The 24,807-nt window shown below is 52.5% G+C and carries 22 protein-coding genes; 9 read left to right on the top strand and 13 right to left on the bottom strand.

Annotated elements, in window-relative coordinates:
• Positions 1–11 precede the first annotated feature (11 nt).
• Positions 12–1,502 carry a SulP family inorganic anion transporter gene (locus INT33_RS15390; RefSeq protein WP_193092314.1) on the bottom strand — a complete coding sequence of 497 codons (1,491 nt, stop codon included), beginning with the start codon at positions 1,500–1,502 and terminating at the stop codon, positions 12–14.
• Between the two features lie 523 nt (positions 1,503–2,025).
• On the opposite strand from INT33_RS15390, the gene INT33_RS15385 reads away from it, so the two are divergent.
• On the top strand, positions 2,026–3,039 hold the full coding sequence (locus tag INT33_RS15385) for an isocitrate dehydrogenase (protein WP_193092313.1): 1,014 nt from the start codon (positions 2,026–2,028) through the stop codon (positions 3,037–3,039).
• Between the two features lie 83 nt (positions 3,040–3,122).
• Here INT33_RS15385 and INT33_RS15380 read toward each other — a convergent pair whose 3' ends face one another.
• Positions 3,123–5,249 (bottom strand): heavy metal translocating P-type ATPase, encoded by a 2,127-nt coding sequence (locus tag INT33_RS15380; RefSeq protein ID WP_193092312.1) that lies wholly within the window; start codon positions 5,247–5,249, stop codon positions 3,123–3,125.
• 68 nt (positions 5,250–5,317) lie between these two features.
• Here INT33_RS15380 and INT33_RS15375 point away from each other — a divergent pair, with 68 nt between their 5' ends.
• Together INT33_RS15375 and INT33_RS15370 are read left to right on the top strand one after the other, a co-directional pair.
• Positions 5,318–5,755 carry a MerR family transcriptional regulator gene (locus INT33_RS15375; RefSeq protein WP_193092311.1) on the top strand — a complete coding sequence of 146 codons (438 nt, stop codon included), beginning with the start codon at positions 5,318–5,320 and terminating at the stop codon, positions 5,753–5,755.
• Between the two features lie 137 nt (positions 5,756–5,892).
• Positions 5,893–7,167, top strand: a complete 1,275-nt coding sequence (locus tag INT33_RS15370) for a methyl-accepting chemotaxis protein (protein WP_193092310.1) — start codon at positions 5,893–5,895, stop codon at positions 7,165–7,167.
• Positions 7,168–7,234: 67 nt separating this feature from the next.
• Here INT33_RS15370 and INT33_RS15365 read toward each other — a convergent pair whose 3' ends face one another.
• Positions 7,235–7,885 (bottom strand): peroxiredoxin, encoded by a 651-nt coding sequence (locus INT33_RS15365; protein WP_192536945.1) that lies wholly within the window; start codon positions 7,883–7,885, stop codon positions 7,235–7,237.
• Positions 7,886–8,055: 170 nt separating this feature from the next.
• Entirely contained in the window at positions 8,056–9,087 is a 1,032-nt protein-coding gene (locus INT33_RS15360) for a CNNM domain-containing protein (protein ID WP_193092309.1), read from the bottom strand.
• A gap of 255 nt (positions 9,088–9,342) precedes the next feature.
• Between INT33_RS15360 and INT33_RS15355 the strand changes: the two genes are divergently transcribed.
• Together INT33_RS15355 and INT33_RS15350 are read left to right on the top strand one after the other, a co-directional pair.
• The gene (locus INT33_RS15355) at positions 9,343–9,993 is read left to right on the top strand and encodes a DUF1826 domain-containing protein (RefSeq protein ID WP_193092308.1); all 651 of its coding nucleotides are present in this window, start codon (positions 9,343–9,345) and stop codon (positions 9,991–9,993) included.
• Positions 9,994–10,081: 88 nt separating this feature from the next.
• Positions 10,082–10,786: an inorganic diphosphatase gene (locus INT33_RS15350; protein ID WP_193092307.1), complete on the top strand. Its 705-nt coding sequence runs from the start codon at positions 10,082–10,084 to the stop codon at positions 10,784–10,786.
• 101 nt (positions 10,787–10,887) lie between these two features.
• On the opposite strand, the gene INT33_RS15345 is transcribed toward INT33_RS15350, so the two are convergent.
• From INT33_RS15345 to INT33_RS15325, 5 genes are all read right to left on the bottom strand, one after another.
• Positions 10,888–11,355 (bottom strand): S-ribosylhomocysteine lyase, encoded by a 468-nt coding sequence (locus INT33_RS15345; protein WP_192536941.1) that lies wholly within the window; start codon positions 11,353–11,355, stop codon positions 10,888–10,890.
• 48 nt (positions 11,356–11,403) lie between these two features.
• A complete protein-coding gene (locus INT33_RS15340) occupies positions 11,404–11,751 on the bottom strand; it encodes a putative quinol monooxygenase (protein WP_193092306.1) in 348 nt (115 codons plus the stop codon).
• Positions 11,752–11,811: 60 nt separating this feature from the next.
• On the bottom strand, positions 11,812–12,489 hold the full coding sequence (locus INT33_RS15335; protein WP_193092305.1) for a haloacid dehalogenase type II: 678 nt from the start codon (positions 12,487–12,489) through the stop codon (positions 11,812–11,814).
• Positions 12,490–12,601: 112 nt separating this feature from the next.
• The gene (locus tag INT33_RS15330) at positions 12,602–14,035 is read right to left on the bottom strand and encodes an aminotransferase (RefSeq protein WP_192536938.1); all 1,434 of its coding nucleotides are present in this window, start codon (positions 14,033–14,035) and stop codon (positions 12,602–12,604) included.
• An 87-nt stretch (positions 14,036–14,122) separates the two neighbouring features.
• The gene (locus INT33_RS15325; protein ID WP_193092304.1) at positions 14,123–15,619 is read right to left on the bottom strand and encodes an NAD-dependent succinate-semialdehyde dehydrogenase; all 1,497 of its coding nucleotides are present in this window, start codon (positions 15,617–15,619) and stop codon (positions 14,123–14,125) included.
• 379 nt (positions 15,620–15,998) lie between these two features.
• Here INT33_RS15325 and INT33_RS21465 point away from each other — a divergent pair, with 379 nt between their 5' ends.
• Positions 15,999–17,216, top strand: a complete 1,218-nt coding sequence (locus INT33_RS21465) for a GGDEF domain-containing protein (RefSeq protein WP_193092303.1) — start codon at positions 15,999–16,001, stop codon at positions 17,214–17,216.
• 84 nt (positions 17,217–17,300) lie between these two features.
• Here the strand turns inward: INT33_RS21465 and INT33_RS15315 are convergent, their stop codons facing one another.
• The 4 genes from INT33_RS15315 to INT33_RS15300 all read right to left on the bottom strand — a co-directional run bounded on the left by INT33_RS15315 (position 17,301) and on the right by INT33_RS15300 (position 21,231).
• Positions 17,301–17,777: an Lrp/AsnC family transcriptional regulator gene (locus tag INT33_RS15315; RefSeq protein ID WP_192536935.1), complete on the bottom strand. Its 477-nt coding sequence runs from the start codon at positions 17,775–17,777 to the stop codon at positions 17,301–17,303.
• 8 nt (positions 17,778–17,785) lie between these two features.
• The gene (gene doeB, locus INT33_RS15310; protein WP_192536934.1) at positions 17,786–18,802 is read right to left on the bottom strand and encodes a N(2)-acetyl-L-2,4-diaminobutanoate deacetylase DoeB; all 1,017 of its coding nucleotides are present in this window, start codon (positions 18,800–18,802) and stop codon (positions 17,786–17,788) included.
• Positions 18,803–18,855: 53 nt separating this feature from the next.
• Positions 18,856–20,055 (bottom strand): ectoine hydrolase DoeA, encoded by a 1,200-nt coding sequence (doeA, locus tag INT33_RS15305; protein WP_192536933.1) that lies wholly within the window; start codon positions 20,053–20,055, stop codon positions 18,856–18,858.
• Between the two features lie 165 nt (positions 20,056–20,220).
• The gene (locus tag INT33_RS15300; RefSeq protein ID WP_192536932.1) at positions 20,221–21,231 is read right to left on the bottom strand and encodes a DNA topoisomerase IB; all 1,011 of its coding nucleotides are present in this window, start codon (positions 21,229–21,231) and stop codon (positions 20,221–20,223) included.
• 136 nt (positions 21,232–21,367) lie between these two features.
• Here INT33_RS15300 and INT33_RS15295 point away from each other — a divergent pair, with 136 nt between their 5' ends.
• The 3 genes from INT33_RS15295 (at position 21,368) to INT33_RS15285 (ending at position 24,283) form a co-directional block, all read left to right on the top strand.
• Complete coding sequence (locus INT33_RS15295; RefSeq protein ID WP_192536931.1) at positions 21,368–22,303, top strand: 2-hydroxyacid dehydrogenase; 936 nt, start codon at positions 21,368–21,370, stop codon at positions 22,301–22,303.
• Positions 22,304–22,615: 312 nt separating this feature from the next.
• Positions 22,616–23,350, top strand: a complete 735-nt coding sequence (locus INT33_RS15290; protein WP_193092302.1) for a hypothetical protein — start codon at positions 22,616–22,618, stop codon at positions 23,348–23,350.
• Positions 23,351–24,283, top strand: a complete 933-nt coding sequence (locus tag INT33_RS15285; protein ID WP_192536929.1) for a lysine exporter LysO family protein — start codon at positions 23,351–23,353, stop codon at positions 24,281–24,283.
• The last annotated feature ends 524 nt before the right edge of the window (positions 24,284–24,807 follow it).

Genomic DNA, 24,807 nt, shown 5'->3' with positions numbered 1-24,807 from the left:
CCTTGTGTTAATTAGTGGCCGCCCATGAGTTTTTCAACAGCCTCAGGATTATTGTGCACTGCATAACGATCCACAACCGTGGCACTGGCTTCGCTTAAGCCAACAAGCTCTACCTCGGTGCCTTCGCGGCGGAATTTGATTACCACGCGGTCAAGGGCTTGCACAGCAGTAACATCCCAAAAGTGCGCCTTGGATAGATCGATTATTACTCTCTCAAGGCTCTCTTTAAAATCAAAGGCCGCCATAAAACGCTCGGAGGAGGCAAAAAACACCTGCCCTACCACCTGATATTCACGTCTATTACCTGCCTCTGTCTCAGTTGAGCCGATGTAAAGAATGTTGCCCACTTTATTAGCAAAGAACAGGGCTGCGAGCAGCACACCCACGAATACCCCAATGGCCAGGTTGTGCGTGCCTACCGTGACAGCAACGGTCGCCAGCATGACAATATTGGTGCTTAAAGGGTGCTTTTTGAGATCGCGAATCGACGCCCAGCTAAAGGTACCGATCGACACCATAATCATAACCGCTACCAGCGCCGCCATGGGAATCTGGGATACCCAATCCGCCAGAAACACCACCATCAACAGCAGTACAACGCCCGCAATCAATGTAGAGAGACGCGTACGGCCACCGGATTTTATGTTGATCACCGACTGACCGATCATCGCGCAGCCCGCCATACCACCCATCAGACCGGCGCCAATGTTGGCCATGCCCTGTCCCTTGCATTCGCGATTCTTGTCACTGGGAGTATCGGTCAAATCATCCACAATAGTTGCGGTCATCATGGATTCGAGCAGGCCCACCACACACAGCATTAGCGCATACGGCAGGATAATCATCAGCGTTTCAAGGTTAAGTGGCACACTCGGCCACAGAAATACCGGGAGGGTATCCGGAAGCTCGCCCATATCGCCCACGGTGCGAATATCCATGCCACTCACCATATATACGATGGTCAACACCACAATGCACACCAGCGGCGAAGGCAGCGACTTGCCGATAACGGGCAGGTACGGAAACAGGTAGATAATCCCCAGGCCCGCCGCCGTCATGGCGTAGACGTGCCAGGTAACGTCGGTCAGCTCAGGCAGTTGCGCCATGAAAATCAGAATCGCCAGCGCATTAACAAAGCCTGTCACGACCGAACGCGACACAAAGCGCATTAGCTCGGCGAGCTTTAAATAGCCGGCGATAATCTGGAACACGCCAGTTAACAGTGTGGCGGCCAGCAGGTACTCAAGGCCATGTTCACGTACTAGCGTTACCATCAGTAGTGCCATGGCACCGGTCGCTGCCGAAATCATCCCGGGCCGACCACCGGTAAAGGCGATGATCACCGCGATACAGAACGAGGCATAAAGACCCACCTTCGGGTCAACACCGGCGATAATCGAGAACGCAATGGCCTCGGGGATGAGCGCCAACGCGACTACCAGGCCCGAAAGTGTGTCGCCTTTAATATTGGAAAACCACTCATGCTTGCTGAAAAGTGCCATTCAGGGAGTCCATAGTTACGGATTAAACACGACGTGCCAACACCGCCATGTAGGGCTAGATGTCACGTCATTAGGATCAGATTGTATGAGTCAGGCTATAAAATGAAGACGCCAAGAGCGTCAGTAGCCAAATAACGGCAATAGAATGCCGTAACGCCGTGGAAGCGCTTACGCGCAGTGACGTTGGTAAAGAAGGGAATTACCTAGGGTGGAGTCATCAACCCAGCGGTAAGTAATACAGATGTTGCCAATGAGTGTTTCATTGCGCGTATGCCTTGCCGTGATATTTTACGAAGCTGCCTTGCCATTGCGGGTTAAACGGCAGAGCAGGCGAAGAGTTTACCAGCACGCCATCCTTTCTGCACCCCAGCGCAAGAAACGTTTAATTAAACACTTGAATACCCAGCGCGAGATGACCTGCTGCATAGCCATCGCTTACCATAGGGGTCAAGCGCGTAAAGCGCACGCTATACGCTTGGTCAACGATAGCGGCCAGCGGTCATTGACATCAGAGGAACAACACATGAGCCAAACGATTGCGGTTATTGAAGGCGATGGCATCGGTCCAGAAATTATGGACGCCACCTTAAAGGTATTGAATGCCCTTGAGTGTGGCTTGAACTATGAGTTTGTTGATGCAGGCTTGGTAGCGCTTGAAAAACATGGCACGCTCATTCCTCAAGCATCACTGGATGCCATTGAGAAACACGGCATTGCGCTTAAAGGCCCTCTTACGACCCCCATCGGCAAAGGCTTTTCTTCCATCAATGTTCAGCTTCGCCGCCACTTTGACCTTTACGCTAACGTGCGCCCGGCCATTAGCTTCCCAGGTACTAAATCGCGCTTTGAAGATATCGATATGATTACCGTGCGCGAAAATACCGAAGGCGCTTATCTGTCTGACGGGCAGGAGATGATCGACGACGGCAACACCGGTATTTCCGTTATCAAGGTGACCCGTAAAGGGTCGGAGCGCATTGTACGTTATGCGTTTGAGCTGGCTAAAAACCAGGGGCGTAAAAAGGTCACCGCTGTTCATAAAGCCAATATCATTAAAACCAGTTCAGGCCTGTTTCTTGAAGTGGCGCGCGAAATCGCCAAAGAGTATCCCGAACTCGAGTTTCAGGAAATGATTGTTGATAATGCCTGTATGCAGCTGGTGATGAACCCGCATCAGTTTGATGTCGTGGTCACCACAAACCTGTTTGGCGATATTCTCTCAGACCTTTGTGCTGGGTTAGTGGGTGGTTTGGGCCTGGCTCCTGGAGCGAACATTGGCGAAAAAGCCGCGATTTTTGAAGCGGTGCACGGCTCAGCGCCGGATATTGCGGGTAAAAAGCTTGCCAACCCCTGCGCCCTGCTGCTGGCCGCCGCGCAGATGCTTGACCACCTGGGCATGAATGCTAAAGCGGAGGCAATTCGTCAAGGTATCCGTGAAGTACTTGAGACGCGCCGCGAGATGGTAACCCCCGACATGGGCGGTACAGGCACCACTGACACGTTCGCCCAAGCGTTGGTTGAGTACGTCGAAGCATAGCGTTAGAGAATCCAGGCCCTTCTATACTCAGGGCCTGGAGCAGGTTCCTTGATCAACAAACGCTGGTTTCTCAGTCAGCCATGCTAAAAACGATAACGTAGCAGACGCATGGCATTTAGCGTTACCAAAACCGTTGCCCCTGTATCTGCCATTACGGCCACCCACATACCGGTTACGCCCAGCAACGTAGAGACCAGAAAAACCGCTTTGAAGCCCAACGCCAGCGCTACATTGGTTTTCACGTTAAAAAGCGTTGCCCGGGATAGTTTAATCAACTCCGCGACCCCGCTAACGCGATTTTTCAGCAGGGCCGCATCCGCCGTTTCCAAGGCTATATCGGTCCCATTGCCCATGGCGATGCCTATCTCTGCCGCGGCCAAAGCCGGGGCATCGTTAATCCCATCACCGACCTTACCCACCGGGCCTAATCCTTTTGCTTGCCATTCACGTACCCGCTGCGCCTTATCATCAGGCATCAATTCACCGTACGCTTGAAGCCCCAGCTTTTCTCCAATGGCTTGCGCCGTTTGGTTATTGTCGCCGCTGAGCATAATCACTTCCACACCCAGTTTTTTAAGTGCCTGTATGCCTTCGAGTGCGTCCTCACGCGGCTCATCACGTAAAGCAATTAGCCCGTACAGCACTTGATTTTCAATTAACAGGGCAACGCTTTTCCCCTGCCGCTCAAGCGTCTGGATACGCTCTGCCCATGAATCTAAAGGCAGTCCGATATGCGCCAGATAGCGGGGACTAACGAGCATTACCTCACTGTCGTCTACGTGGCCTATCACCCCGCTCCCAGGCAGCGAGCGCACAGAGACCGCCTCGTTTAACGGGATAATGCCCTGCGCCTGCGCATGATTAGTAATAGCGGTTGCGATGGGATGATTAGCGCCCTGTTCAAGAGTCGCTGCCAGGCGCAGTAATCGGGTTTCAGCACCCGGCGTTGCAACCTCAATATCGGTTACTTGTGGAGCGCCCGCGGTTAATGTGCCCGTTTTATCAAGGGCCACCCGCTTAAGATGGCTTAGCTGTTCCAGCACAGCCCCGCCTTTAATCAGCAACCCATGCCGTGCTGCACTGGAGAGCCCAGCGGCAATAGCTGCAGGCGTTGAGATCACCAGAGCACAAGGGCAGGCAATCAATAACAGCGTGAGCGCTCGATAGGTGGACTCCGACCACGTCATATCAAATGCCAGCGGAAGCACCAACGCAACTAACAACGCGGCCACCACCACAGCAGGCATATATATCTGGGCAAAACGATCAATGAAACGTGCCACTGGTGCTTTACTGGCCTGCGCTTCTTCAACAAGCCTCACTATCCGCGCGAGGGTGTTGTCTTCAGCGCGGCGAGTTACCTCTATCGTTATCAAGGCATCCAGGTTAATCGTACCAGCAAAGACGTCGTCATCGACCAAGCGAGCGCGAGGCACTGATTCTCCAGTGACCGGTGATTCATCAATTGATGATTCGCCTGAAAGGATATAGCCATCGCAAGGTACTCTGTCGCCGGGGCGCACCACAACATGCTGACCCGGCATTAAGGTTGATGCAGCGACTTCACGTGTTACGCCGTCAACTAACAGCCGTGCCGTTGAGGGAGTTAAATTCGTGAGCGCCGAAATACGCCGCCGCGCCTGAGTCGCGGCAACGCCTTCAAGCAGCTCTCCTACCGCGAATAGAAATACCACTACGGCGGCCTCTGCCAAGGCCCCAATAGCAAGCGCCCCCACGGCGGCAATGCTCATCAGCATTTCAATGGTAAACGGATTGCGCATGCGTAAGGCACGCCATGCCGACTGTACGATGGGTATCAGCCCCACCAGCGTTGTCGCCAAAAATGGCCAGTGGCCAGCTGCTGGCCAAACCAGCGTGCAAAGCCATGCCAGCAAAAGCAAACTTCCGCTCAAAAGCACCAGCTTTCCTTTAGGTGTTTGCCACCAGGCGGGCGAGCTGGACTGGGATGAGTCGGCCGTTACGGGGATGTACCCCAAACGTATCAGCGCTTCTTCCACTGCTTGCCGGTTAGGGCGCGTTTTATCATCGCTGACAATATTTACCGTACCGCTGATACTGCTGGCAGCGACGTGATGAATGTTGTCCAAGCGACTCAATGCTGCTTCAACTTTTCGCTCACACCCGCCGCAATCCATGCCTTGCACATGGAGCGTTAAGATATCCGACCTGCTGTGTTGACTAGTAGACATGGCACTCGCTTCCTTAATCTCCTATCGTAATGACAGCGTAATACCTGTAGCGACTAGAGGTTCAAGCCATGAAAGAGCAAATACCACAACAATCTATTTCTGAGCAGCAAGTAGGCATTGGTGAATTGGCACGTCTGTCCGGCTGCAAGCCTGAAACGGTGCGCTATTACGAGCGCATAGGGTTACTGCCTTCAGCACCACGTAATCAAGGTAATCAGCGGCGTTATACTCCTGCCGCTATCCGCCGTCTGACGTTTATACGTCATGCACGAGATTTCGGTTTTTCTGTGGATGCGATACGTGAGCTTTTGGTAATGGTTGATCACCCCTCCATGCCCTGCCAACAGGTAGATGCACTGGCAAGGCATCACTTGGCGGAGGTGGAGTCGCGTATCGCTCGCCTTACCGCACTACGTGATGAGTTAACCCAGACCATTGACCAATGCGCGGGGGGCAGTGTTAAGCAATGCCATATTATTGAAGTGCTGAGCGAACCCCTCCATTAAATAACATCAATTAGCGGTAACTAAATATTACGATTTTATTCAACTGTCACTAAACGAAAAAAACTGTGTTTTTGGTGTAAGCTCATACTAATCTTTTAGAAAAATTATACCAACCCTATACGATGAGCACACGACTAATGCTACCTTTACGATCCAGCTCACATTTACGCACCGCTGTCCAACAGCACACCGCGTTCATTACCTTTACACCGACTGGCGATATCAAAACCGCAAGCCCGCTGTTTTTAGACGTCATGGGCTATACCCTTAACGACCTGCGCGACCAGCACCACCGCATGTTCTGCAGTCAAGCTGAAGCCCAGACGCCGGAATATCAGGCGTTTTGGCAAGCGTTAGCGGCCGGTGAAAGCCATCGAGGTACGTTCCGGCGTTTTAACGCCCAAGGCAACGAAGTATGGCTGGAAGCTACTTACCTTCCGATTTGTGACCGGCGGGGCCGCGTCCGTGAAGTGGTTAAGTTAGCCAACGATATCACCGATGCTCACCTCCAGGCTGAGCGTAAAAATGCCGTTCTTCAGGCGCTAAACGGTTCCATGGCGGTAATTGAATTTACCCCTGAAGGCAACGTACTCAATGCCAACGAGAATTTTGAACGCACAATGGGTTACCGCAATGAACAAATTATTGGGGTACATCATCAGCTGTTTTGCTCTGAGGACTTTTATAAAACGCATCCACATTTCTGGCAGTCTTTATCCCAGGGCGAGCTGATGCAGGGTAAATTTGAGCGCATTAATGCACAAGGCAAAAGCGTTTGGCTAGAAGCCACCTATAACCCTATTTTTGATTCCAACGGCAAGGTATTTAAAGTGGTCAAGTTTGCCACCGATATCACTCGTGCCGTTGAAGAAGCGGAAGCGACTAAGCAAGCGGTTTCTTCGGCACAAAGTACGTCAACGCAGACAGAACAAATAGCTCAAAACGGCCTAAACCATCTGCAGCGAGTCATGCGCGATACCGACCAGGCCGCCCAGACCATAGCGGAAGCTCAGCGGCTGATCGAAGCGCTGAACGAACAGGCCAAGAGCATCAATAGCATCACAGCCTCCATTGCCCGCATTGCCAACCAAACCAATTTGCTATCGCTGAACGCTGCTGTAGAAGCTGCCCGGGCGGGTGAACAGGGACGCGGTTTTGCCGTGGTTGCTAACGAAGTTCGGCAGCTAGCGACAGGCTCAAGTAATGCGGTAACTGAAATTACTCAGTTGCTGAAAGAGAATACGGCGCTAGTAATGAAAACCACCGAGGCCATGCAGCTGGTCGTTGAACAGGGTAAATCAAGCCAGGCAAGCGTTGGTGAAATTGAAAACATTGTTAATGAAATCTTATTGGGCGCGCGTAACGTATCGAACACGGTTGAACAACTTGCCTTAGAAGCTTCGCAAGCTTGATCAAATCCCACTAAAAAGCCCCGAGGTTTTAGAACCTCAGGGCTTTACTATACGCAGTACTTAGCGCTTACTTAAGTGACGTTTTACGTAAGTAAGGCAGCACGGCTTCAAACTCACCAAATTTCTGCTTGGCGTCAGCATCTGAGACGCTGGGCGGAATAATCACATCCTGGCCAACGGTCCAATCAGCAGGCGTCGCAACACCGTGTTTAACGGTTGCCTGGAGGGCGTCGAGGGCGCGCAGGATTTCTGCAAAATTACGCCCTACCGTCATGGGATAGGTCATGGAAAGCTTGAGCTGCTTATCCGGGCCGATAATAAACACCGAGCGTACCGTGGCGCTATCGGCAGGCGTGCGGCCATCCGGCAGGTAAGCATCTTCAGGCAGCATATCAAAAAGCTTTGAAACCTTGAGGCCTTCGTCAGCAATGATCGGAAAGTCAACATCGCTGCCGCTGTACTGGGTAATATCGCCCGCCCAGCGCTTGTGATCTTCAACACCATCTACCGACACGCCAATCACTTTAGTGCTGCGTTTTTTCCACTCGGCACTTAGTGTGGCTACCGCACCAAACTCAGTGGTACAGACCGGCGTAAAATCTTTGGGGTGTGAAAACAAAATAGCCCAGCTGTCGCCGATCCACTCATGAAATTGAATAGGCCCCTGGCTAGTTTGGGCTTCAAAATCGGGAACGACCGCATTGATACGTAATGACATAGTGCCTCCTTCGCGGGTGATTAATGTTTTTTTAATACCTTAAACCACCTATAGATAATTCACCATAGAACATTTAGTGCTAAGACTACGAATGTTATCCCAACGTTCACGTGTTTTTCTTTTCAGGACCGTGCGCCTGAATCTTATGAGCCAACCAGACGCCCTGCTATCTAAATAGTGGAACTGGAATCTTTATGCTTTATACGGGTCAGCCAGCGCTGCTTGGCGTGATGCCTTAAATTGGCCACGCTATCGGTTTCATCAATAATGTCCTGGCCCAGGATAGCTTCAATAATATCTTCAAGCGTAATAAGGCCCACAAAGGTGCCATGCTCATCATATACAACGCGCATATGCAGATGGTCCTTGAGCATTGAAGCAAACACATGCTCTACATTATGCGCGATATCGACACTCGCAATGGGATGCATAAGCTCACGCATGGTTTTAGCATCATCGGCATGATACATATCGGCTTTATGCACATAGCCAAAGGCCATTTCACCGTTATCCATCACTGGAAAACGCGTAAACGGCGTCTTACTGTACTGCTGATCAAATGTCTTGACGTCCATGTTCGGTGGCACTGTCACGCACACCGTTCTTGGCGTCATGGCTTGGCTTACAGCAATTTCATGCAGGTTAAGCATATTGATGATGGTGCGCGACTCATCAGCATCCAGCACCTTCTCCTCAAGCCCAACACGTGCCAACACCTTGATTTCGTCGCGTAGATCAACGTCGTGCTCTGACGTGCCCAGCCGACGCGTAATCTGCTCCGACATCCAGATAAAGGGCAGTAACCCCACTATCATCGGCTTTAATAAACGCGGCAAAAGCGGTGCCAGACCGCGCCAGTAGGTGGCGCCAATCGTCTTGGGAATAATTTCAGAAAGTATCAGAATCAGCATCGTCATGACGGCAGATACAATGGCAATTGAGGCTTCTCCGAATACCACTGCCGCTTGTGCCCCCACCGCTGTTGCACCAACGGTATGCGCAATTGTATTAAGCGTCAGTATCGCCGCCAGTGGCCGGTCAATGCTGGTTTTAAGCTGGCTAAGCGAGGCATGCAGCTTGGGTTTGTCTTCTTTCAGCCTGGCGATATAGCTTGGCGTAAGGGAGAGCAAGGCCGCTTCAAGGATGGAACATAAGAAAGACAGTGCGATAGAAAGCGTGGCAATCGTGATGAGCAGGAACATGAGCGCCTGAGGTGAGGGGTTATAGCGTGTTTATAGGAGCAACTATGGACGCCTGTCAATAGACCTCTGCAGGCCTTTTCTGACATGGGCAATGGTGGCCGCCCGCAGAATGTCTAAGCGCTTGGATGGAAAGGTATTAAGCGATAACGGCATGCCGAAAAATAATGTTAGGTTACCTCAAACTGCATTTAATGTTATAACATATCAATTATGATTTTGATAACTAACTACGTTCTTCTTTGACGAGGTTAACTTATGACCGCCACCGCCTCCTCGACCACACTGTCTCCCATTCATGCCGCGATGGGTAAAGATATCAGCGTGCTGCCGCGTATATTTGAAGATTCCATTAATATTGCCGTGATGCAACGCCGCTTACCTGCCGACGTTGCATTAAGTGCTACGGCGCAATGCCAAACAGAGCGCCCCTGGCAGTTTTCATGGTTAGGTACCCCCGATGACAACCTCATAGAAGAACTTAGGCGCCGCGCGCCGCAGCCGGAGGCGGCAAATGCTCTGATTGACGATATTGTGTCCCTTGCCCAGGCGGTTGCTTATCTGTTTGAGTCACAGACCGTAGGTATACGGCTTAGAATATTGACCGAGGCGATGTGCCCGCGTTTTCATTGCGACAATCTTCCTGTGCGCTTAGTGACAACCTACCTAGGCCCCGGCAGTGAATGGCTGCCCGAAGAAGCCGTTAACCGCGATGGATTGGGAGCCCCGACTCCTGACAGGCCTGAAATAGTACTTAAACCTAATGCCGTCCAAACGCTCAAAGCAGGCGATATCGCGCTTATTAAAGGCAGTGGTTGGGAAGGATGCGAGCATAGCGCACTAGCGCACCGCAGCCCCTCACTTAATGAAGGCCAAAAGCGACTGCTACTTACAATTGATCCTGCCTGACATGTTGAAACTGTCATTAATGCGTCATCCCCACCTGATAAGTTTTTGTAAACGTTTTTGTAAAATCTAATCAGGTGTGGGAATTGTTATGCGTAACAAAATATTGCTTGCGAGTTTGATGTACGCCTCAATGCTAACGACTACCGTTCATGCGGAGCCGCTGGGTGGCTTAGCATTTTCTGAGACAACGCCTCACAGCTCAAGCATGAACATGAAGGACGATTTCACCATTGTTGGTGATCAAGATTTAATGGCGATGGATGCTATAAATTCTAATGGCGTTGTCAGCGCCATTATTGAAATCCCAACAGGCACATCAGCTAAATGGGAAGTTAGTAAAGAAGATACTAACGCGGTTTACTGGGAATATAAAAATGATGCGCCCCGCGTTGTAAATTATCTGGGTTACCCCGGAAATTACGGTGCGATTCCTGGCACAGACCTACCTAAAGAAATGGGCGGTGATGGCGACCCGCTCGACGTGATTGTGCTAGGTCAGGCAATTCCACGCGGCGAAATCGTTGATGTCCGCGTTATTGGGGTTCTGAAAATGCTGGATGGCGGTGAGCAAGACGACAAACTCATAGCGGTGCTGACTCAAGGTTCACCATTTGCCCATGTTGAAAGCATGACGCAGCTCGATAGTGAATTCCCTGGTGTTAGCCAAATCATCGATATTTGGTTTGCAAACTACAAAGGGCCCGATGGCGGTATGGAAGGACTTGGGTTTGAAGATGCCGAATCCGCTTTAGCTGTATTAGAAGCGGCCGCTGAGAATTTTTCAACGCCATAAATAAGCTGTGTTATATAGCAAAACAAATGCAAAAATAACCAAGCTTATCAGCAGAACGCCTCTATACAGAGGCGTTTTAGGTTTACTAAATCACTACGTAATCAAGCAAATACTTCCGTCCACTCACCGCGTTTGGCGAGCAGGTTACGAGCGAGTTCCTGAGCACCTTCCAGGCTGTGGCTGGCGGCCCATCCACACTGCATTTCGTTGCAGGCAGGTACTTCGGTGGCGATTAGTACATCGTTCAGCGTTTGCTCGATGATGGTTAGCACGTCGTCGTAGTTATCGTGGTTAATCATCGCGATATAGAAGCCGGTTTGGCAGCCCATGGGGCTGATATCGACGACTTTATCGGTATGATTGCGCGATAGCTCGGCCATTAAGTGCTCAAGAGAATGCAGCGCAGGCATCTCCATGTGTTCTTTATTGGGCTGGCAGATACGCAGATCGTATTTATGGATCTGGTCGCCGTTCTGGCCTTGCTTGATATCCGCCAGACGCACATAAGGCGCTTTTACCTTGGTATGGTCCAGGTTAAAGCTTTCAACGTTCATTTTCTTGTCGGTCATGTTTGCTCCGTGTTTATCGGTGTCGTGAGCCCATTCTACACGCGGGGTTTATACCTTGGGGGCGTCAAAGTTCCACGGTTCATCGGTATACACGCACACATTGGCGTCTTCGATATCGCCATCGGGTGATTCAACATGCTCAGCGAAGAAGTCCTGAATCTCTTTACGCTGACAATGCGCTTCAAACTCTTCACGACTGGCCCAGATTTCATGGAATACGATCGGGTAACCGGTGCCCTGAGCGAAGGGATTATCGATCTGGCGCGTCACCGTGTAGTGAATGCAGGCGTCTTCCCGGTGAGTATTTGGTTCAAGCGACTGAAGCGCCTTGAACACCTCCTCTTCTTTGCCCGGTTTGGGTTTAAAGCTGGCAACACAGTAAATTTTCTCTGACATGATCGCGTCCTAAGTCGTTACGTGTAGCCTATTATGCGGCTTCAGGGACGGGATACCAACCTAACCGATCAGTCGCCCCGCCAGCGTTTCCAAATCAGGCACCGTCATATCCGGCTCGATCCCCCACGGATCAAATGGCGCATCGGAATGACGCCGCACCCAGGCACTGCGTAGCCCTGCATGGGTTGCACCAATCACGTCAAAGGGATTGCTGGAAATTAACCAGGTATGCTCAGGGCGCGTCTCCAGCTGCGCGCGAAGATACGCATAGACTGCCGGGTCTGGTTTAAAGCGCTTGATATCATCCACGCTCACCACCGCGTCCATATGGCTTTCTACCCCCGCACGTGCCAGCAACTGTGTAACCGCTTCAGCCGTGCCGTTGGAAAACGCCACGCAACGGATACCCGCGTCACGTAGCTGATCAATAGCAGGCACCACGTCAGGGAAGGCAGGAAGCTCTGCATATATAGCCATCAGGTGATCGTGGTCGTTATCCGAAAGGCCCGCCTGTAGCGCACGGTTGGTGAACACCAGGGCTTCTCGTGTGCATTCTGAAAAAGGCACGTAAGCCCCCATCAATGCGTGCCGAAAGCTGTACTCCAGCTGCTTCTCCCGCCATCGCTTGGCAAACTCACCCGCCTTGGAGGCATCCGTCAGGCGCCGTTCAAGCTCGGTGGTAACCCCTTGTGTATCAATCAGCGTGCCGTAAACATCAAAAGCCAATACCGGTTGCATAGTCACTCCTGCCTCTCAGTCGATCATGCACTCTGTTCAGCATAGCCGCCTTGTTCAAAAACAAAAACGCCGCTGCATAAGCAGCGGCGTTTATAAGGTCAGCGCCTATCCATTAAACCGTAAAGGCAGCTTCCTGATGGCCTTTTTTCAGATCGCCTGAGCGCGTAAGCTCATCCGCTACACGGTCGATAGCGCGTTTGGCGCGACCAATCATGTCATCAACTTCTGAGCGATTGATAGTAAGCGGAGGCGCAAAGCCCAGGATATCCCCTTGGGGCATGGCGCGAGCAATCAAGTTCTCTTCCATTGCCGCTGCCGCCACGCGTGGGCCAACTTTTAATGCCGGGTCAAAGTGCAGGCGCTGTTTCGCCTCGGGCGAAAACTCAAGCGCGGCCATCAGGCCAACGCCGCGCACATCTCCTAACAGCGGATGGCCTTCAAAGGTAGCCTTAAGCTGCGCCTGGAAGTAGGCACCCGTTTCCGCGGCGTTGCCCACCAGGTTTTCACGCTCAATGATATCCAGGTTGGCAATGCCCGCCGCACAGCCCAGCGCATGACCAGAGTAGGTCCAACCGTGACCGATGGGACCAAACTCGCCGGTGCCCTGCTCAAGCACTTGCCATACTTTTTCACCCACAATCACGCCGGAAAGCGGCTGGTAAGCACTGGTCAGGCCTTTAGCAATCGTGACCAGATCAGGCTTCATGTTGTAGTGGTGGCTACCGAAGTCAGAGCCGGTACGCCCGAAGCCACACACCACTTCATCAGCGATCAGCAGCACATCGTACTTGGCAAGCACGGCTTGAATCGCATCCCAGTAGCCTTCCGGCGGCGGTACGATACCGCCCGTACCCAATACCGGCTCGCCGATAAACGCCGCCACGGTATCCGGGCCTTCTTCAAGAATCATCTCTTCCAGCTTGTCGGCGCAGTAAGACGAGAACTCGAGCTCAGTCATGCCGTGCTGTTCGGCTGCGCGCAGGTAGTAGTGCGGCGCTTCGGTATGGCGGATGGTATCGATAGGCAGATCGAAATGATCATGGAACGCCTTGAGGCCGGTCAGTGAGCCGGAAGCAATGCCCGAGCCGTGGTAGCCGCGCATCCGCGAGATCACCTTTTTCTTCTGCGGACGGCCCAGCACGTTGTTGTAGTAACGCACGATTTTCAGCTGGGTTTCGTTAGCGTCTGAGCCTGACATGCCGTAGTAGACTTTGGACATGTTCATGCCGGCGATTTTCAGAATACGCTCGGAAAGCGCAATCTGCGGCTCGTTCGAGTGGCCCACGTAAGTGTGGTAGTAGGAGATTTCCATTGCCTGCTTATAAATCGCCTCGGCAATTTCCGTGCGGCCATAGCCGATATTCACGCAGTAAAGCCCGGCAAAGCCGTCGATAAATTCGCGGCCGTCCTTATCCACGATATTGATGCCCTTACCGCCGGTAATTACACGGCCCGGCGCATCGCCATGGGCAAAATCACGCAGGTGAGTAGAGGCGTGAAAAGTGACTTTGCGGTCGCGTTCGATCAGATCCTGATGCAAGCTCATAGCGTTCTCTCTGTACGATCAACCTTCCTACTGTTAGGAAAGTTTTTAAAATTAGTAACAACGTAAGTTTTTATGCAATCTGCGCCGCTAGCTTCCCGAGACCGACCCAAGCGCGCCCAAACAGTAATACTTGGTTTCGAGATACTCGTCGATACCGGTGGCGCCGCCCTCCCGGCCAAGACCAGACTGTTTCACGCCGCCGAACGGCACCGGCGGGCCGGTCATCTTCACCGAATTGACGCTGACCATGCCGTACTCCAGCGCACGCATCAGTTTCCAGATCCGGCGGATATCATGGGTATAGACATAGGCCGCCAGGCCATACTCGGTATCATTGGCAAGCTCGATGACTTCTTCATCGCTCGAATAAGCAGTAATCCCGGCCACAGGGGCGAAGTTCTCTTCCCGCCAGACTTTCATTTGTGGCGTTACGTCCGTTAATAGCACCGGCATAAAGAAGTTATCGCCCGGGGCTTGGCTCTGGTCACCCATCACTAGCGTTGCACCCTGGGAAATCGCATCGTCGACAATTGCAGCGGCCTTCTCTACGGCTTGGCGATGAATCAACGGGCCAAGGTCTACTTCACCCTGCAATCCGTTACCTACGGTTAACGCCGCCATGCGCTCGGTAAATTGCTTAACAAACTCATCGTGAATGGATTCGTGCACCAGAATACGATTGGCTGCCAGACAGTCCTGCCCGGCCGTTTGGAACTTGGCCGCAACCGCCGCATAGGCCGCTTCCTTAGGATCCATATCCGGCCCAACGATAAACGGCGCATTGCCACCCAATTCCAGGGAAAGACGTTTCACGGTACCGGCGCTTTGTTCCATTAACAGGCGGCCAACGCGGGTGGAGCCGGTAAATGACAGCGCTCGAATGCGCGGCTCGCTGCACAGTATTTTAGAAACCTCGGCAGGCTCACCCAGCACAACGTTAAAGATACCGTCCGGTATGCCTGCCCGCTCGGCCAATTCTGCCAGCGCCAGCGCTGAAAAGGGCGTCTCATTGGCAGGTTTCACAATCACCGGGCAACCAGCAGCCAGCGCGGCCGCCGCTTTACGGGTAATCATTGCCAGTGGAAAATTCCACGGCGTAATCATCGCGGCGATCCCGACAGGCTCTTTGATAGTCCCCAACGAGGCGTTGGGAATATGGCTGGGGATAGTTTCCCCGTAAGTGCGCTTACCTTCTTCGGCGAACCAGCGCACAAAGCTTGCCCCGTACTCTACTTCACCACGCGCATCAGGCAGCGGTTTGCCCTGCTCCAGCGTCATGATGGTCGCCAGATCTTCACGATTGGCCTGAATCAAATCGTACCAGGCGAGCAGACGTTCGCAGCGCTCATCGGCACGCAGGGCACGCCAGCGGACAAAGGCGGCCTCTGCCGCATCAACAGCTGCGGTAATCTGTTTGGCTTCAAGCAGCGGGATATGACCAATAGCTTCGTTGGTTGCCGGATCATACACCGCTTCTTCACGGCCACCTTCCCCATGCGTCCATTTGCCATTCACATAGGCATACTGGCGGAACAGGCGTGGGTCTTCCAAGCGTTTAACCAGCGTGGTCGATAGTGTGGTCATGGAAACCTCCCCTGGTTGAAGCCATTGACAGGCGACAAACCGTTGCACGTTGACGATTGAAAAATTAGCTTTTGGCCTAGTTTTTCGATGTGCCTAGCGTAAGGGAGATAGCGCACGAAGTGTTTTTGAAAACTGCCACTTATTATGCGGCTTTTTTTGTCAACGGGCGTTTGGGAGTGGTTTTTTTTGGTTGGCGCAAGCGTATTGTTACGCAGTATCAAACTAAAATTATAAAGAGTGTAAATAGCCGCGATACTTTAAATTTAAACGTTTTTTACCATAATACTCGGCTAAGATGACCCTAGTTCTTACGATTGTGAGCAAACCTGCTCCGCAAATATAGTCACGTTAAGGCTTAGCAAGCTGAGAGACCGTTACCGTGTACCGATTTTCTGTCTATTATCAGCAACTTTCACAGCGTCTCGGTAACGTGACGGTGCGTGATCTATATGATAGTGACCGGCATGACGAGCGTCTGCGCTCGCTCAAACGTATTACCGTCTGGCTGGCCACGTTCTATTTCTCTTATACGCTTGTCGATATCAATTTGCTGCCTGATATTACTTTACGCTCAGTGTTGCTGCGTGGATTAATCGTTGGGCCACCGACCATTATGCTATTTGCTTACTATCAGCGGTCGGTTTCTATTCGGCGTAAGGAGTTAGCCGGCGTTTGCCAAGCTTGTCTGGGTACCCTCGTATGGTGCGCCGTTCTTCTCGGCTCCAATGATCCAAACGTATTAAATTACTTTTACGCGGGGCTAGTCTTTTTTTTAGTGCTCACCATCGTTATCACCCCCCCGTTTGAGTACAGTCTTTATGGTTCTCTATTTGTATTTGCTTGCCTTTATACCACTATCTGGTTTTTGGAAGGCGCCAACGCCAGGTACGTTCTCCATCACTTATCTGTAGGGATGCCCGTACTGGTGCTTTCGTTAATGGCTAATTATCGTTTCTCAGCCGAATCTTTAAGGCTTTATCTGGAAAAAGTGAGCGTAGAGCAGCTACGCGAAGAGCTGGCTGCCCGTAACGCAGAGTTAGAGCGAATTTCTTGTATTGACCCTCTTACCGATCTTGCCAATCGCCGAGCTCTGGCTCTTCGCGCCAAAGCGCTTAAGCGAAACGTCAGCGCCTCCAGGCGAGTGGCCATCATCCTTATCGATGTGGATAATTTCAAAGCTTATAACGATTACTATGGTCACAACGAAGGTGATAGCTGTCTATGTGCAGTAGCAAACGCGCTACGCAGCGCCTGTGATACTAACGACGTTGTGTGCCGATATGGCGGGGAAGAATTTCTGGTGTTACATCCTAATGAGACATCATCATTTAAAAGCTCGCTTCTCTTAGCAGAGAGCATCCGCCAGCACGTTATTGATCTTGCCATACCTCATCAGCCCACTAATGGAATAGTAAGCGTCAGTGTCGGTGTGTGTTGCGGCTCACTAGACGGCAGTACCAGCCTTCAAACCTTGATCAAATCGGCCGATGAAGCGCTTTATCAAGCGAAGCGCGAGGGCCGTAACCGGGTATGCCACAATATTCATAGCGCTACATGTCCCCCATTAGCACCTGGCGAGACCATGAACCCATTATAAGCCTGCTTGCGCTCATTTAAGCGTATCCCGCCCGTTAAACGCCCTTCCCTACATGATGTTTAAGCCCCCCGGTGATATTTAAGATCATAGAAATGCATCAACATCGACAGGTAGCGGCTGACGCTTAACGGTTTTGGTCACGATATAGGTGAAATAACGCTCGATGCCCGCCTCGGATACCAGCCACTTGTCCATCAATCGCTGATAGCTATCAATTGTGCGCGCTTCAAACTTCACCAGGTAATCGACGCCACCACCTACAGCAACACATTCAGTAACATCCGGGGTTTCCATCACTAAGGCTTCAAAACGGGCAAAGCTTTCGGCGTTGTGGGCTTTAAGCTCAATCTGCACCCACACCGGATTACGCGGCACCAGTACATCGGCATTGATACGCGCGGTGTAGCCCTCGATAACCCCGGCTTTTTCCAGGCGTTTGACCCGCTCCCAGCAGGGGCTGACCGAGAGGTTAATCGCCTCGGCCAGCTTGGACTTGGTGATTCGCCCATCGCGGGAAAGGATATCGAGAATTTTCAGATCATATCGGTCGAGTTTCATCATGCCTTGGGCTATGCCTCCAGGCGTTCGACAACATCGGCAATCACCGCAATGGTATCCCCCATATTGACCAGCGCCGGGGCGCGGCGCGCCATCAGAATACCATCGCGTTCAGCGCGGTAGGCAACCGGCTCGCTGCCGGTGCGGGTCATATCGTACACGTAGGCCAACACCTGCCCTTTCGTCACGGCATCGCCCAGCGCCACGCAAAGCTCAAGTACGCCGGTGTGCTGGCTCTGCACGTAGCAGCTGGCATCCGGCATATCCAGATAGACCTGCCCACCTTCCGGCATTTCCACCTCGCCCTCTACTAAGCCGTAATGGATCAGGAAGTTGCGTACGCCGCGCTCGGTAATCGCCATACTTTGCGGCGTCGAAGTCCCGCCGCCACCCAGTTCGGTGGCTACAAATACCTTGCCCTGTCGTTCACAGGCGGTGTCGAAGAGCTTTTCGGCGTCGAGTTCGAACATCACCATGGCGTAGGGCGCGCCGAAGGCCTTGGCACCCTCCAGAGCGGCCTGCTGCTGGGCCTTGTCATCCAGCACATGAGAAGCGCCGAACGGTAGAATATCCAGCGTGCGGCCACCGGAGTGCAGATCCAGCACCACGTCACTCATGGTCACCAGCACGCGGGTGAAGTAATCAGCTATCTGAAACGTCACGCTGCCGTTTGGGTCGCCCGGAAAGCTGCGGTTAAGGTTGCCTTTGTCCATGGGTGAGGTGCGCGCGCCTGCCATCACCGCCGGCGTATTCATGCACGGCACGATGATCACCCGCCCGCTGACGTCCTCTGCGGTAAGCGCATTGGCAAGCTTAAGCAGTGAAGTAATACCTTCATACTCATCCCCGTGGTTACCGCCGGTTAATAGCGCCGTCGGGCCTTCGCCATTCTTGACCACCGTGATCGGGATCATTACCGCCCCCCAGGCCGAAATATCGGTGGAGATAGGCAGCTTTAAAAAACCGTGCTGCACGCCGTCAGCATCAAAGTCGACAGTCGCGGAAATCGGGCTCGGTCGCAGGGTCATAACGAATCCTTAATCAGTTACTCAACGGCTTATCGTCATTTAACGACTTATCATCATTTAACGAATAGCTGCCGTGGAAAATTGGCCAGCGTTTCGCAGCCTGTTTCAGTAATCAAGATGCTTTCGGTAATTTCCAGCCCCCAGTCTTCCACCCATAATCCAGGCATGAAGTGAAAGGTCATGCCGGGCTTCAGGATGGACTCATCAGAGGGGCGCAAGCTCATGGTGCGCTCGCCCCAATCCGGTGGGTAGGAGATACCGATGGGATAGCCACAGCGCGCGCCACCCCGGTCAAAGCCGTATTTATCCATGGCAGCGCCCAAGGCCATCGCGATATCGGCGGTGCGATTGCCGGGCTTGGCAACCGCCAAGCCGTTTTCGATCCCTTCCAGCAGGGCCGATTCAGCGCGAATAAAGTCGGTCGGTGGCCGGCCCAGAAACACGGTACGCGACATGGGCGCATGATAGCGCTTGAACACCCCGGCAATTTCGAAGAACGTGCCCTCGCCTTCACGAAACGGCGTATCGTCCCAGGTCAAATGCGGTGCAGCGGCATCTTTACCCGTCGGCAGCATCGGTACAATCGCAGGGTAGTCACCGCCATACACTTTGCCGTTTTCGTCTACAAAGCCTTCAATGCCGACCCGATAGATTTCCGATACCAGCTTGCTCTTGGGCAGCCCCGGTTCGATCACTTCCAGAATGCGCGAGTGCATGCCTTCAACAATTTTGCCGGCAATGCGCATATACGCGATTTCCTGGGGCGACTTGATCGCCCGGCACCAGTTCACCAGCGCATTGGCATCAATAAAGCGCGCGTGGGGCAGCTCACGCAGCAGGCTCTGGTAGGCCTTGGCGGAGAAATAGTAATTATCCATCTCCATGCCCACCACGCCGGTGTGCCAACCGCGATCTGGCATGATCGACTGGGCCAGATAATCCATCGGGTGCATCTCCGGATTCTGAACATAGTAATCCGGGTAATAGGTAATATTGGCAGGGTCGATCCAGCAGGTTCGCAGCGCGCCGTTGGCATCCATACGCCGACCAAACCATACCGGCTCGCCCTCAAGGCTCACCAGTACGCACTGGTGCACATAAAACGACCAGCCGTCATAGCCGGTCAGCCATGCCATGTTAGATGGGTCACTGACGATCAATACATCAATACCGCGGCTGGCCATTTCAGCACGCACCTTCCATAGGCGCTGAGCATACTCTTCACGCGTAAAAGGCAGGGAAACCTGAGTCATCGGGCAACTCACCATCAAAGATCATCAAGAACCGGTGCGCGTTTGTTTCACGCCAAGCAACGGGCCAGAGGGTCGACCTGGCCCCGCCGCTCATGGGCTTGCCAATGTCGTCTTAGCCCGATACTAGCACCACCCCTTGGTTACGGGTCAAAGCCTTTATGCCCATCAACTTAATTGTTCCTTTAAACGGCTGCGTAAAAGCTCCAGTACAGCACGCTCATCCGGGCCAATGAGCCGCTCGTTTTCAAGTTCGTTCTTCACCAGCTGGCGAAAGTGCTCTAGAGTGCGGCCATCCAGGTAACTCTCGACCACTCGCGGGTCAATGTAGCTGGCTTTAGCGATACTTGGCGTATTGCCTAGCGATTGCGCCACATGCTCCACCGCCTGACGGACATTTTTCTGGCTGGCCTTATCATCTTCGCCAATACCCAGCTCCTCAAGCGCCAGCGCGGCAAGTGACGTACCCGCCCAGGTGCGGAAATCTTTTGCGCTGAAAGTTTCGCCCATCACTTCGTGGATATAGTCGTTCAGATCGGCACTATCAACGCGTACCTTGCTGCCATCTTCGTCAAAGTACTTAAAGATTTCGTAACCCGGAATATCGTCAAGCTCGGCGACCACCTGAGCGAGTTTCGCATCCTCGACGACCCGGTGCTGATGCTGGCCACTTTTACCCTGGTAATCAAAAATCAGCTCATCGCCCTCAATGGTGAGGTGCTTGGAGCGCATGGTGGTTAACCCGTAGGATTCGTTTTCCCGTCGATAGCGCTCACTGCCGGGCCGAAAGTAGGCGCTGTCGATCAAACGCACCATGCAGGCCAATACCTTTTCCCGGGGCAGGCCTTCAAGCGTTAAATGCTGCCCCGTTATACGTCGCATAGTGGTCAGCCGCTGGGCGAAGTCGACGATGCGATCAAACTTTTTTGCCTCGCGGGCTTCACGCCATTTGGGGTTATAGATGTACTGTTTGCGCCCAGCGTCATCACGCCCTACCGCATAAATATGGTGGCGGCGATTGAGAGTAATCTCGACGTTCTGCCAGGCGGGCGGGATCGCCAAGGAATCGATCCACTCGCGCCAGCGCGTATCGCGTAATGTTTTTCCTGTCGCTGTTCTATAGGTAAATCCTTTGCCACTGCGGTGGCGAGTCACCTTACGAAGCGAAGCCTCGGACATGGTAATTTCCCTTTACCGTGATGTTCGTTTAAGCGTAGGCCAAACGCACTGGTTTATCGTGGTGTTACGACTTGCAGCCTATAGTCGACCTCACCCATGATAGTTAACAGATAAACCCACCACGCCAGGAGGCAAGATGAAAATTGTTGTGCATACCGATGACGCCGAACAATGGCGCGCTGCCCTTTCTAAAGCGCTACCTAACGCAACGGTCGTCACCAGCGATGCGCCTGAAGAAGCACGACAAAATGCTGATTACCTCGCCGTGTGGAAGGCACCTGCGCATCTCTTGAAAGAGCAGACACAGCTTAAAGGCATCATCAACCTGGGCGCCGGGGTGGATTATTTGCTCAGCACACCAGGGCTGCCCGTCGATGTTCCCATCGTAAAACTGCGCGATGCGGGTATGGGCGAGCTTATGGCCGACTATGTCCTCTACGGCGTTTTGCACTTTTACCGCAGCATGGACTGCTACGCCGATCAGCAAACCAGCGCCGAATGGCAGCCACAACGCGTGGTAGATAAAGCCGATTGGCCGGTGGGTGTACTCGGTCTAGGTGCTATCGGCGCGTATGTGGCAAGCGCCCTGCAGCAGGCAGGCTTTCCGGTGCTGGGCTGGAGCCGCTCGCCCAAGACAATTAAAGGCGTACAGTGTTTGCATGGCGATGAAGGGCTGGATGAGCTGCTTAGCCAGGTGCAGAGCGTAGTCGCTATTTTGCCTGATACCCCCGCAACCCAAGGCATTCTTAACGCTGAACGGCTGGCCAAACTGCCCCAGGGCGCCAGCGTGATAAACCCCGGGCGGGGTAGCCTGATTGATGAACAGGCGCTTCTTGAGGCGCTGGGCGATAACGATCAACCCGGCCACCTGCGCGGCGCATTGTTAGATGTGTTTTGCGAAGAGCCGCTGCCTGCTGGAAATCCTCTTTGGCAGCATCCACGGGTGATAGTTACACCTCATATGGCGGCCCCAACCCCTCTGAATGACGCCATTGACCAGGTTATTTCCTATCTGCACGCCTTTGAGGCAGGTGAAACGCTGACGATCGTTAACTCCAGCCAAGGCTACTAAAACGCTTAAAACCTTGGGTAGCGAACGCGTCTGGTGAGGGCGCACGGCGTTTTCTTAGGCAGATAATAGGCTGTCGCCAGGAATCAGTACGTAACCGATGTTAAGATAGACGCGTATAGCGTTCGGATATGGTTATGTCAGGCTATGGAAAAGCGAGACAGACGTATTTGCCAACATATTGAGACATGGAAAAAGAGCAAAGCGACTAAGCGCTGGCGCTGAACCTGCCGCTTGGTCATTGATTAAATACTCTTTCGCACCACCCTACTGCCCGGTTTATTGGGCAATCGCTTGCTAACAAGGAGAGTCACTATGCGACCAGCCCGTTCAAAGCACTTTTTGGGCTCAATGGTTCCTTTATCGGCCAGTACGCTGTTAGGCACCGCCTGCCTGTCGCTATTTTCGCTGCAGGTAAACGCGGGCGAAGAAGCAACCGATGAGTTGACTGAACTCATGCCTTTCGAAGCCCAATACCGGCTGGAAACGCGTGGCTGGCCGGGAGCCACCATTAACCATAAACTAAGCCAGGAAGGCCTGCATTGGTTAAGCGACATGAGCTTTTCGGTGACTATTGCGCGCGGACAGGAGTACAGCCGCTTTTCGGAAAGTAATGACTCAATACGCTCGCTGCTGTACAGCAGCAGTTATTCACTACTAGGCGTCGGCGATAGCTATCAATTGAATGAAGGGGATATTCTCTCCATAGACCGTCAAGCCGCGCTGGTAGATCTATCGCGTCGCGCCGGCCATGAGAATTGCACGCAAAGCGCGCCTTGCGATCTCGACTTTGTGGACCACCGTGGCCGTGATGAGAATTTTCAGTACTATGCCGCCCCCCAAACCCACACGTTAAGCGTACCGGCTGGTGAATTCGATGCCCAGCAGGTGGTTTTAATAGATAAAGAGAAGCCTGATCGCCACTTGGAGATTAACTTTCACCCAGACTGGCCTGGTTTGATTCTCTCCGCGGAGTATCAAAAAGAAGGACGTCGCCAAACTCGTATTAGGCTTACCCGCTTTACTCCCGAAGGGGGCACCACACCCTAGATGCTGTCCGGATTACTGATTGTTCTGCTCCCCCTCGTAGTGGGTTATTTAATACGCGTTCGCTCTCACCATTTGCAGCAACTTATCAACCGGGCCGTTAGCGGCTCGGTTTATCTCATTTTGCTCTTTATGGGGATTAGCCTGGCCGGGCTTGAGAATCTGGCAAGCCAGCTTTCACGCTTAGGAGGCAATGCATTACTGCTGTTTAGCATTACTACGGTGTTTAACCTGGGAGCTCTGTGGTGGCTGTCTCGTCGGGTCGCATTAAAAGCGGGCAATTCACCGGTGGTTAAAAATGCTCCAACTAGCAAGCTTGCCGCCATGCAGGGTTCGCTACTTTTGCTAGCCGTAGTAGCGGGCGGCGTTATAACAGGCCTTCTGCTGGGCCCCTTTCTAGGTGAAGCGCTGTTTACCACCGCTGACCTTATGGCCGAGTGGGTGTTGTATGCGTTATTGGTGCTAATTGGCTGTCAGCTACGTAATTCCGGCATGCCGCTGAAGCAAATTCTGCTCAATCGGCTAGGGCTTGCTATCGCGGTCACACTGGCCGTTAGCTCTCTTTTGGCGGGGTTGGCTGCAGCGCCTTTGCTCTCGCTTAGCTGGAACGAAGGACTCGCCATGGCCTCGGGCTTTGGCTGGTATTCGCTGTCGGCCATTTTAATTGGTGACCAGCTAGGGCCGCTAATGGGCGGCGTGGCGTTTTTTAACGACCTTACTCGTGAGCTCTTGGCGTTTATTTTGATTCCGCTGGTGATTCATCGACACACCGCCCTTGCCATCGGCTATGGCGGCGCGACGTCAATGGACTTTACGCTGCCTGTGATTCAACAGCACGGCGGCGTCGCCTGCGTGCCCATTGCGGTAGTTAGCGGGTTTATTCTTTCGCTGCTCTCGCCTCCACTGATTCTGTTCTTTCTCTCCCTGTCGGCATAAGGCCACAGGCTCCATTGGCCAAAATGAAAGACTGCGCTCAACGCCTAACAAAAGACGGTGATGCAAGCTCTCTCTCTGGTTTGTTAATCCCTCAGAGCGGGTTGTTCTTCTTTCGGTTTTTAACGATATAACGCTTTATCGATCAAACTTAACAATTAACAAACTTTTTAAGATAAATTAAAAACAAAGCCCTAAAACTCCTTAACAAATATAGAAATAGATAACCCAGACTCCGATCAAAAATTTTAACTATCATTAACATCGATATTAAACGCCATACATTATAATAGCTTATTAGATTCAATCGGCCGTTTAAAAACGTTATCCAGGCCATTTAACCATTATCTAAAACATCAGTTGATATAGGTTATGGTTGAGCGCCATGCCTCCAACGTATGCTTTTTCGACTAAAGTAGTTTGTAAGCGCGCCACTAACCACATCTAGTCAAGCATTTCTCAGGTAGGTAAGGTTTCTTTCCAGTGCCAGGGCAACAGTGCACTGAGATCGTCTTCGTTCAGCGTCG

The organism is Halomonas colorata, assembly GCF_014897985.1.
GTDB lineage: Bacteria > Pseudomonadota > Gammaproteobacteria > Pseudomonadales > Halomonadaceae > Vreelandella > Vreelandella colorata.
This window is presented reverse-complemented; position numbering and strand designations above follow the sequence as displayed.

Bases quoted from the DNA above. Each gene is read 5' to 3' on its own strand.
- INT33_RS15380 (WP_193092312.1), bottom strand. From the start codon at position 5,249: ATGTCTACTAGTCAACACAGCAGGTCGGATATCTTAACGCTCCATGTG.
- INT33_RS15390 (WP_193092314.1), bottom strand. From the start codon at position 1,502: ATGGCACTTTTCAGCAAGCATGAGTGGTTTTCCAATATTAAAGGCGAC.
- INT33_RS15355 (WP_193092308.1), top strand. From the start codon at position 9,343: ATGACCGCCACCGCCTCCTCGACCACACTGTCTCCCATTCATGCCGCG.
- doeA (WP_192536933.1), bottom strand. From the start codon at position 20,055: ATGACTCAGGTTTCCCTGCCTTTTACGCGTGAAGAGTATGCTCAGCGC.
- INT33_RS15290 (WP_193092302.1), top strand. From the start codon at position 22,616: ATGCGACCAGCCCGTTCAAAGCACTTTTTGGGCTCAATGGTTCCTTTA.
- INT33_RS15330 (WP_192536938.1), bottom strand. From the start codon at position 14,035: ATGAGCTTGCATCAGGATCTGATCGAACGCGACCGCAAAGTCACTTTT.
- INT33_RS15370 (WP_193092310.1), top strand. From the start codon at position 5,893: ATGCTACCTTTACGATCCAGCTCACATTTACGCACCGCTGTCCAACAG.
- INT33_RS15300 (WP_192536932.1), bottom strand. From the start codon at position 21,231: ATGTCCGAGGCTTCGCTTCGTAAGGTGACTCGCCACCGCAGTGGCAAA.
- INT33_RS15340 (WP_193092306.1), bottom strand. From the start codon at position 11,751: ATGTCAGAGAAAATTTACTGTGTTGCCAGCTTTAAACCCAAACCGGGC.
- INT33_RS15350 (WP_193092307.1), top strand. From the start codon at position 10,082: ATGCGTAACAAAATATTGCTTGCGAGTTTGATGTACGCCTCAATGCTA.
- INT33_RS15335 (WP_193092305.1), bottom strand. From the start codon at position 12,489: ATGCAACCGGTATTGGCTTTTGATGTTTACGGCACGCTGATTGATACA.
- INT33_RS15365 (WP_192536945.1), bottom strand. From the start codon at position 7,885: ATGTCATTACGTATCAATGCGGTCGTTCCCGATTTTGAAGCCCAAACT.
- INT33_RS15285 (WP_192536929.1), top strand. From the start codon at position 23,351: ATGCTGTCCGGATTACTGATTGTTCTGCTCCCCCTCGTAGTGGGTTAT.
- INT33_RS15315 (WP_192536935.1), bottom strand. From the start codon at position 17,777: ATGATGAAACTCGACCGATATGATCTGAAAATTCTCGATATCCTTTCC.
- INT33_RS15345 (WP_192536941.1), bottom strand. From the start codon at position 11,355: ATGACCGACAAGAAAATGAACGTTGAAAGCTTTAACCTGGACCATACC.
- doeB (WP_192536934.1), bottom strand. From the start codon at position 18,802: ATGACCCTGCGACCGAGCCCGATTTCCGCGACTGTCGACTTTGATGCT.
- INT33_RS15385 (WP_193092313.1), top strand. From the start codon at position 2,026: ATGAGCCAAACGATTGCGGTTATTGAAGGCGATGGCATCGGTCCAGAA.
- INT33_RS15375 (WP_193092311.1), top strand. From the start codon at position 5,318: ATGAAAGAGCAAATACCACAACAATCTATTTCTGAGCAGCAAGTAGGC.
- INT33_RS15295 (WP_192536931.1), top strand. From the start codon at position 21,368: ATGAAAATTGTTGTGCATACCGATGACGCCGAACAATGGCGCGCTGCC.
- INT33_RS15360 (WP_193092309.1), bottom strand. From the start codon at position 9,087: ATGTTCCTGCTCATCACGATTGCCACGCTTTCTATCGCACTGTCTTTC.
- INT33_RS15325 (WP_193092304.1), bottom strand. From the start codon at position 15,619: ATGACCACACTATCGACCACGCTGGTTAAACGCTTGGAAGACCCACGC.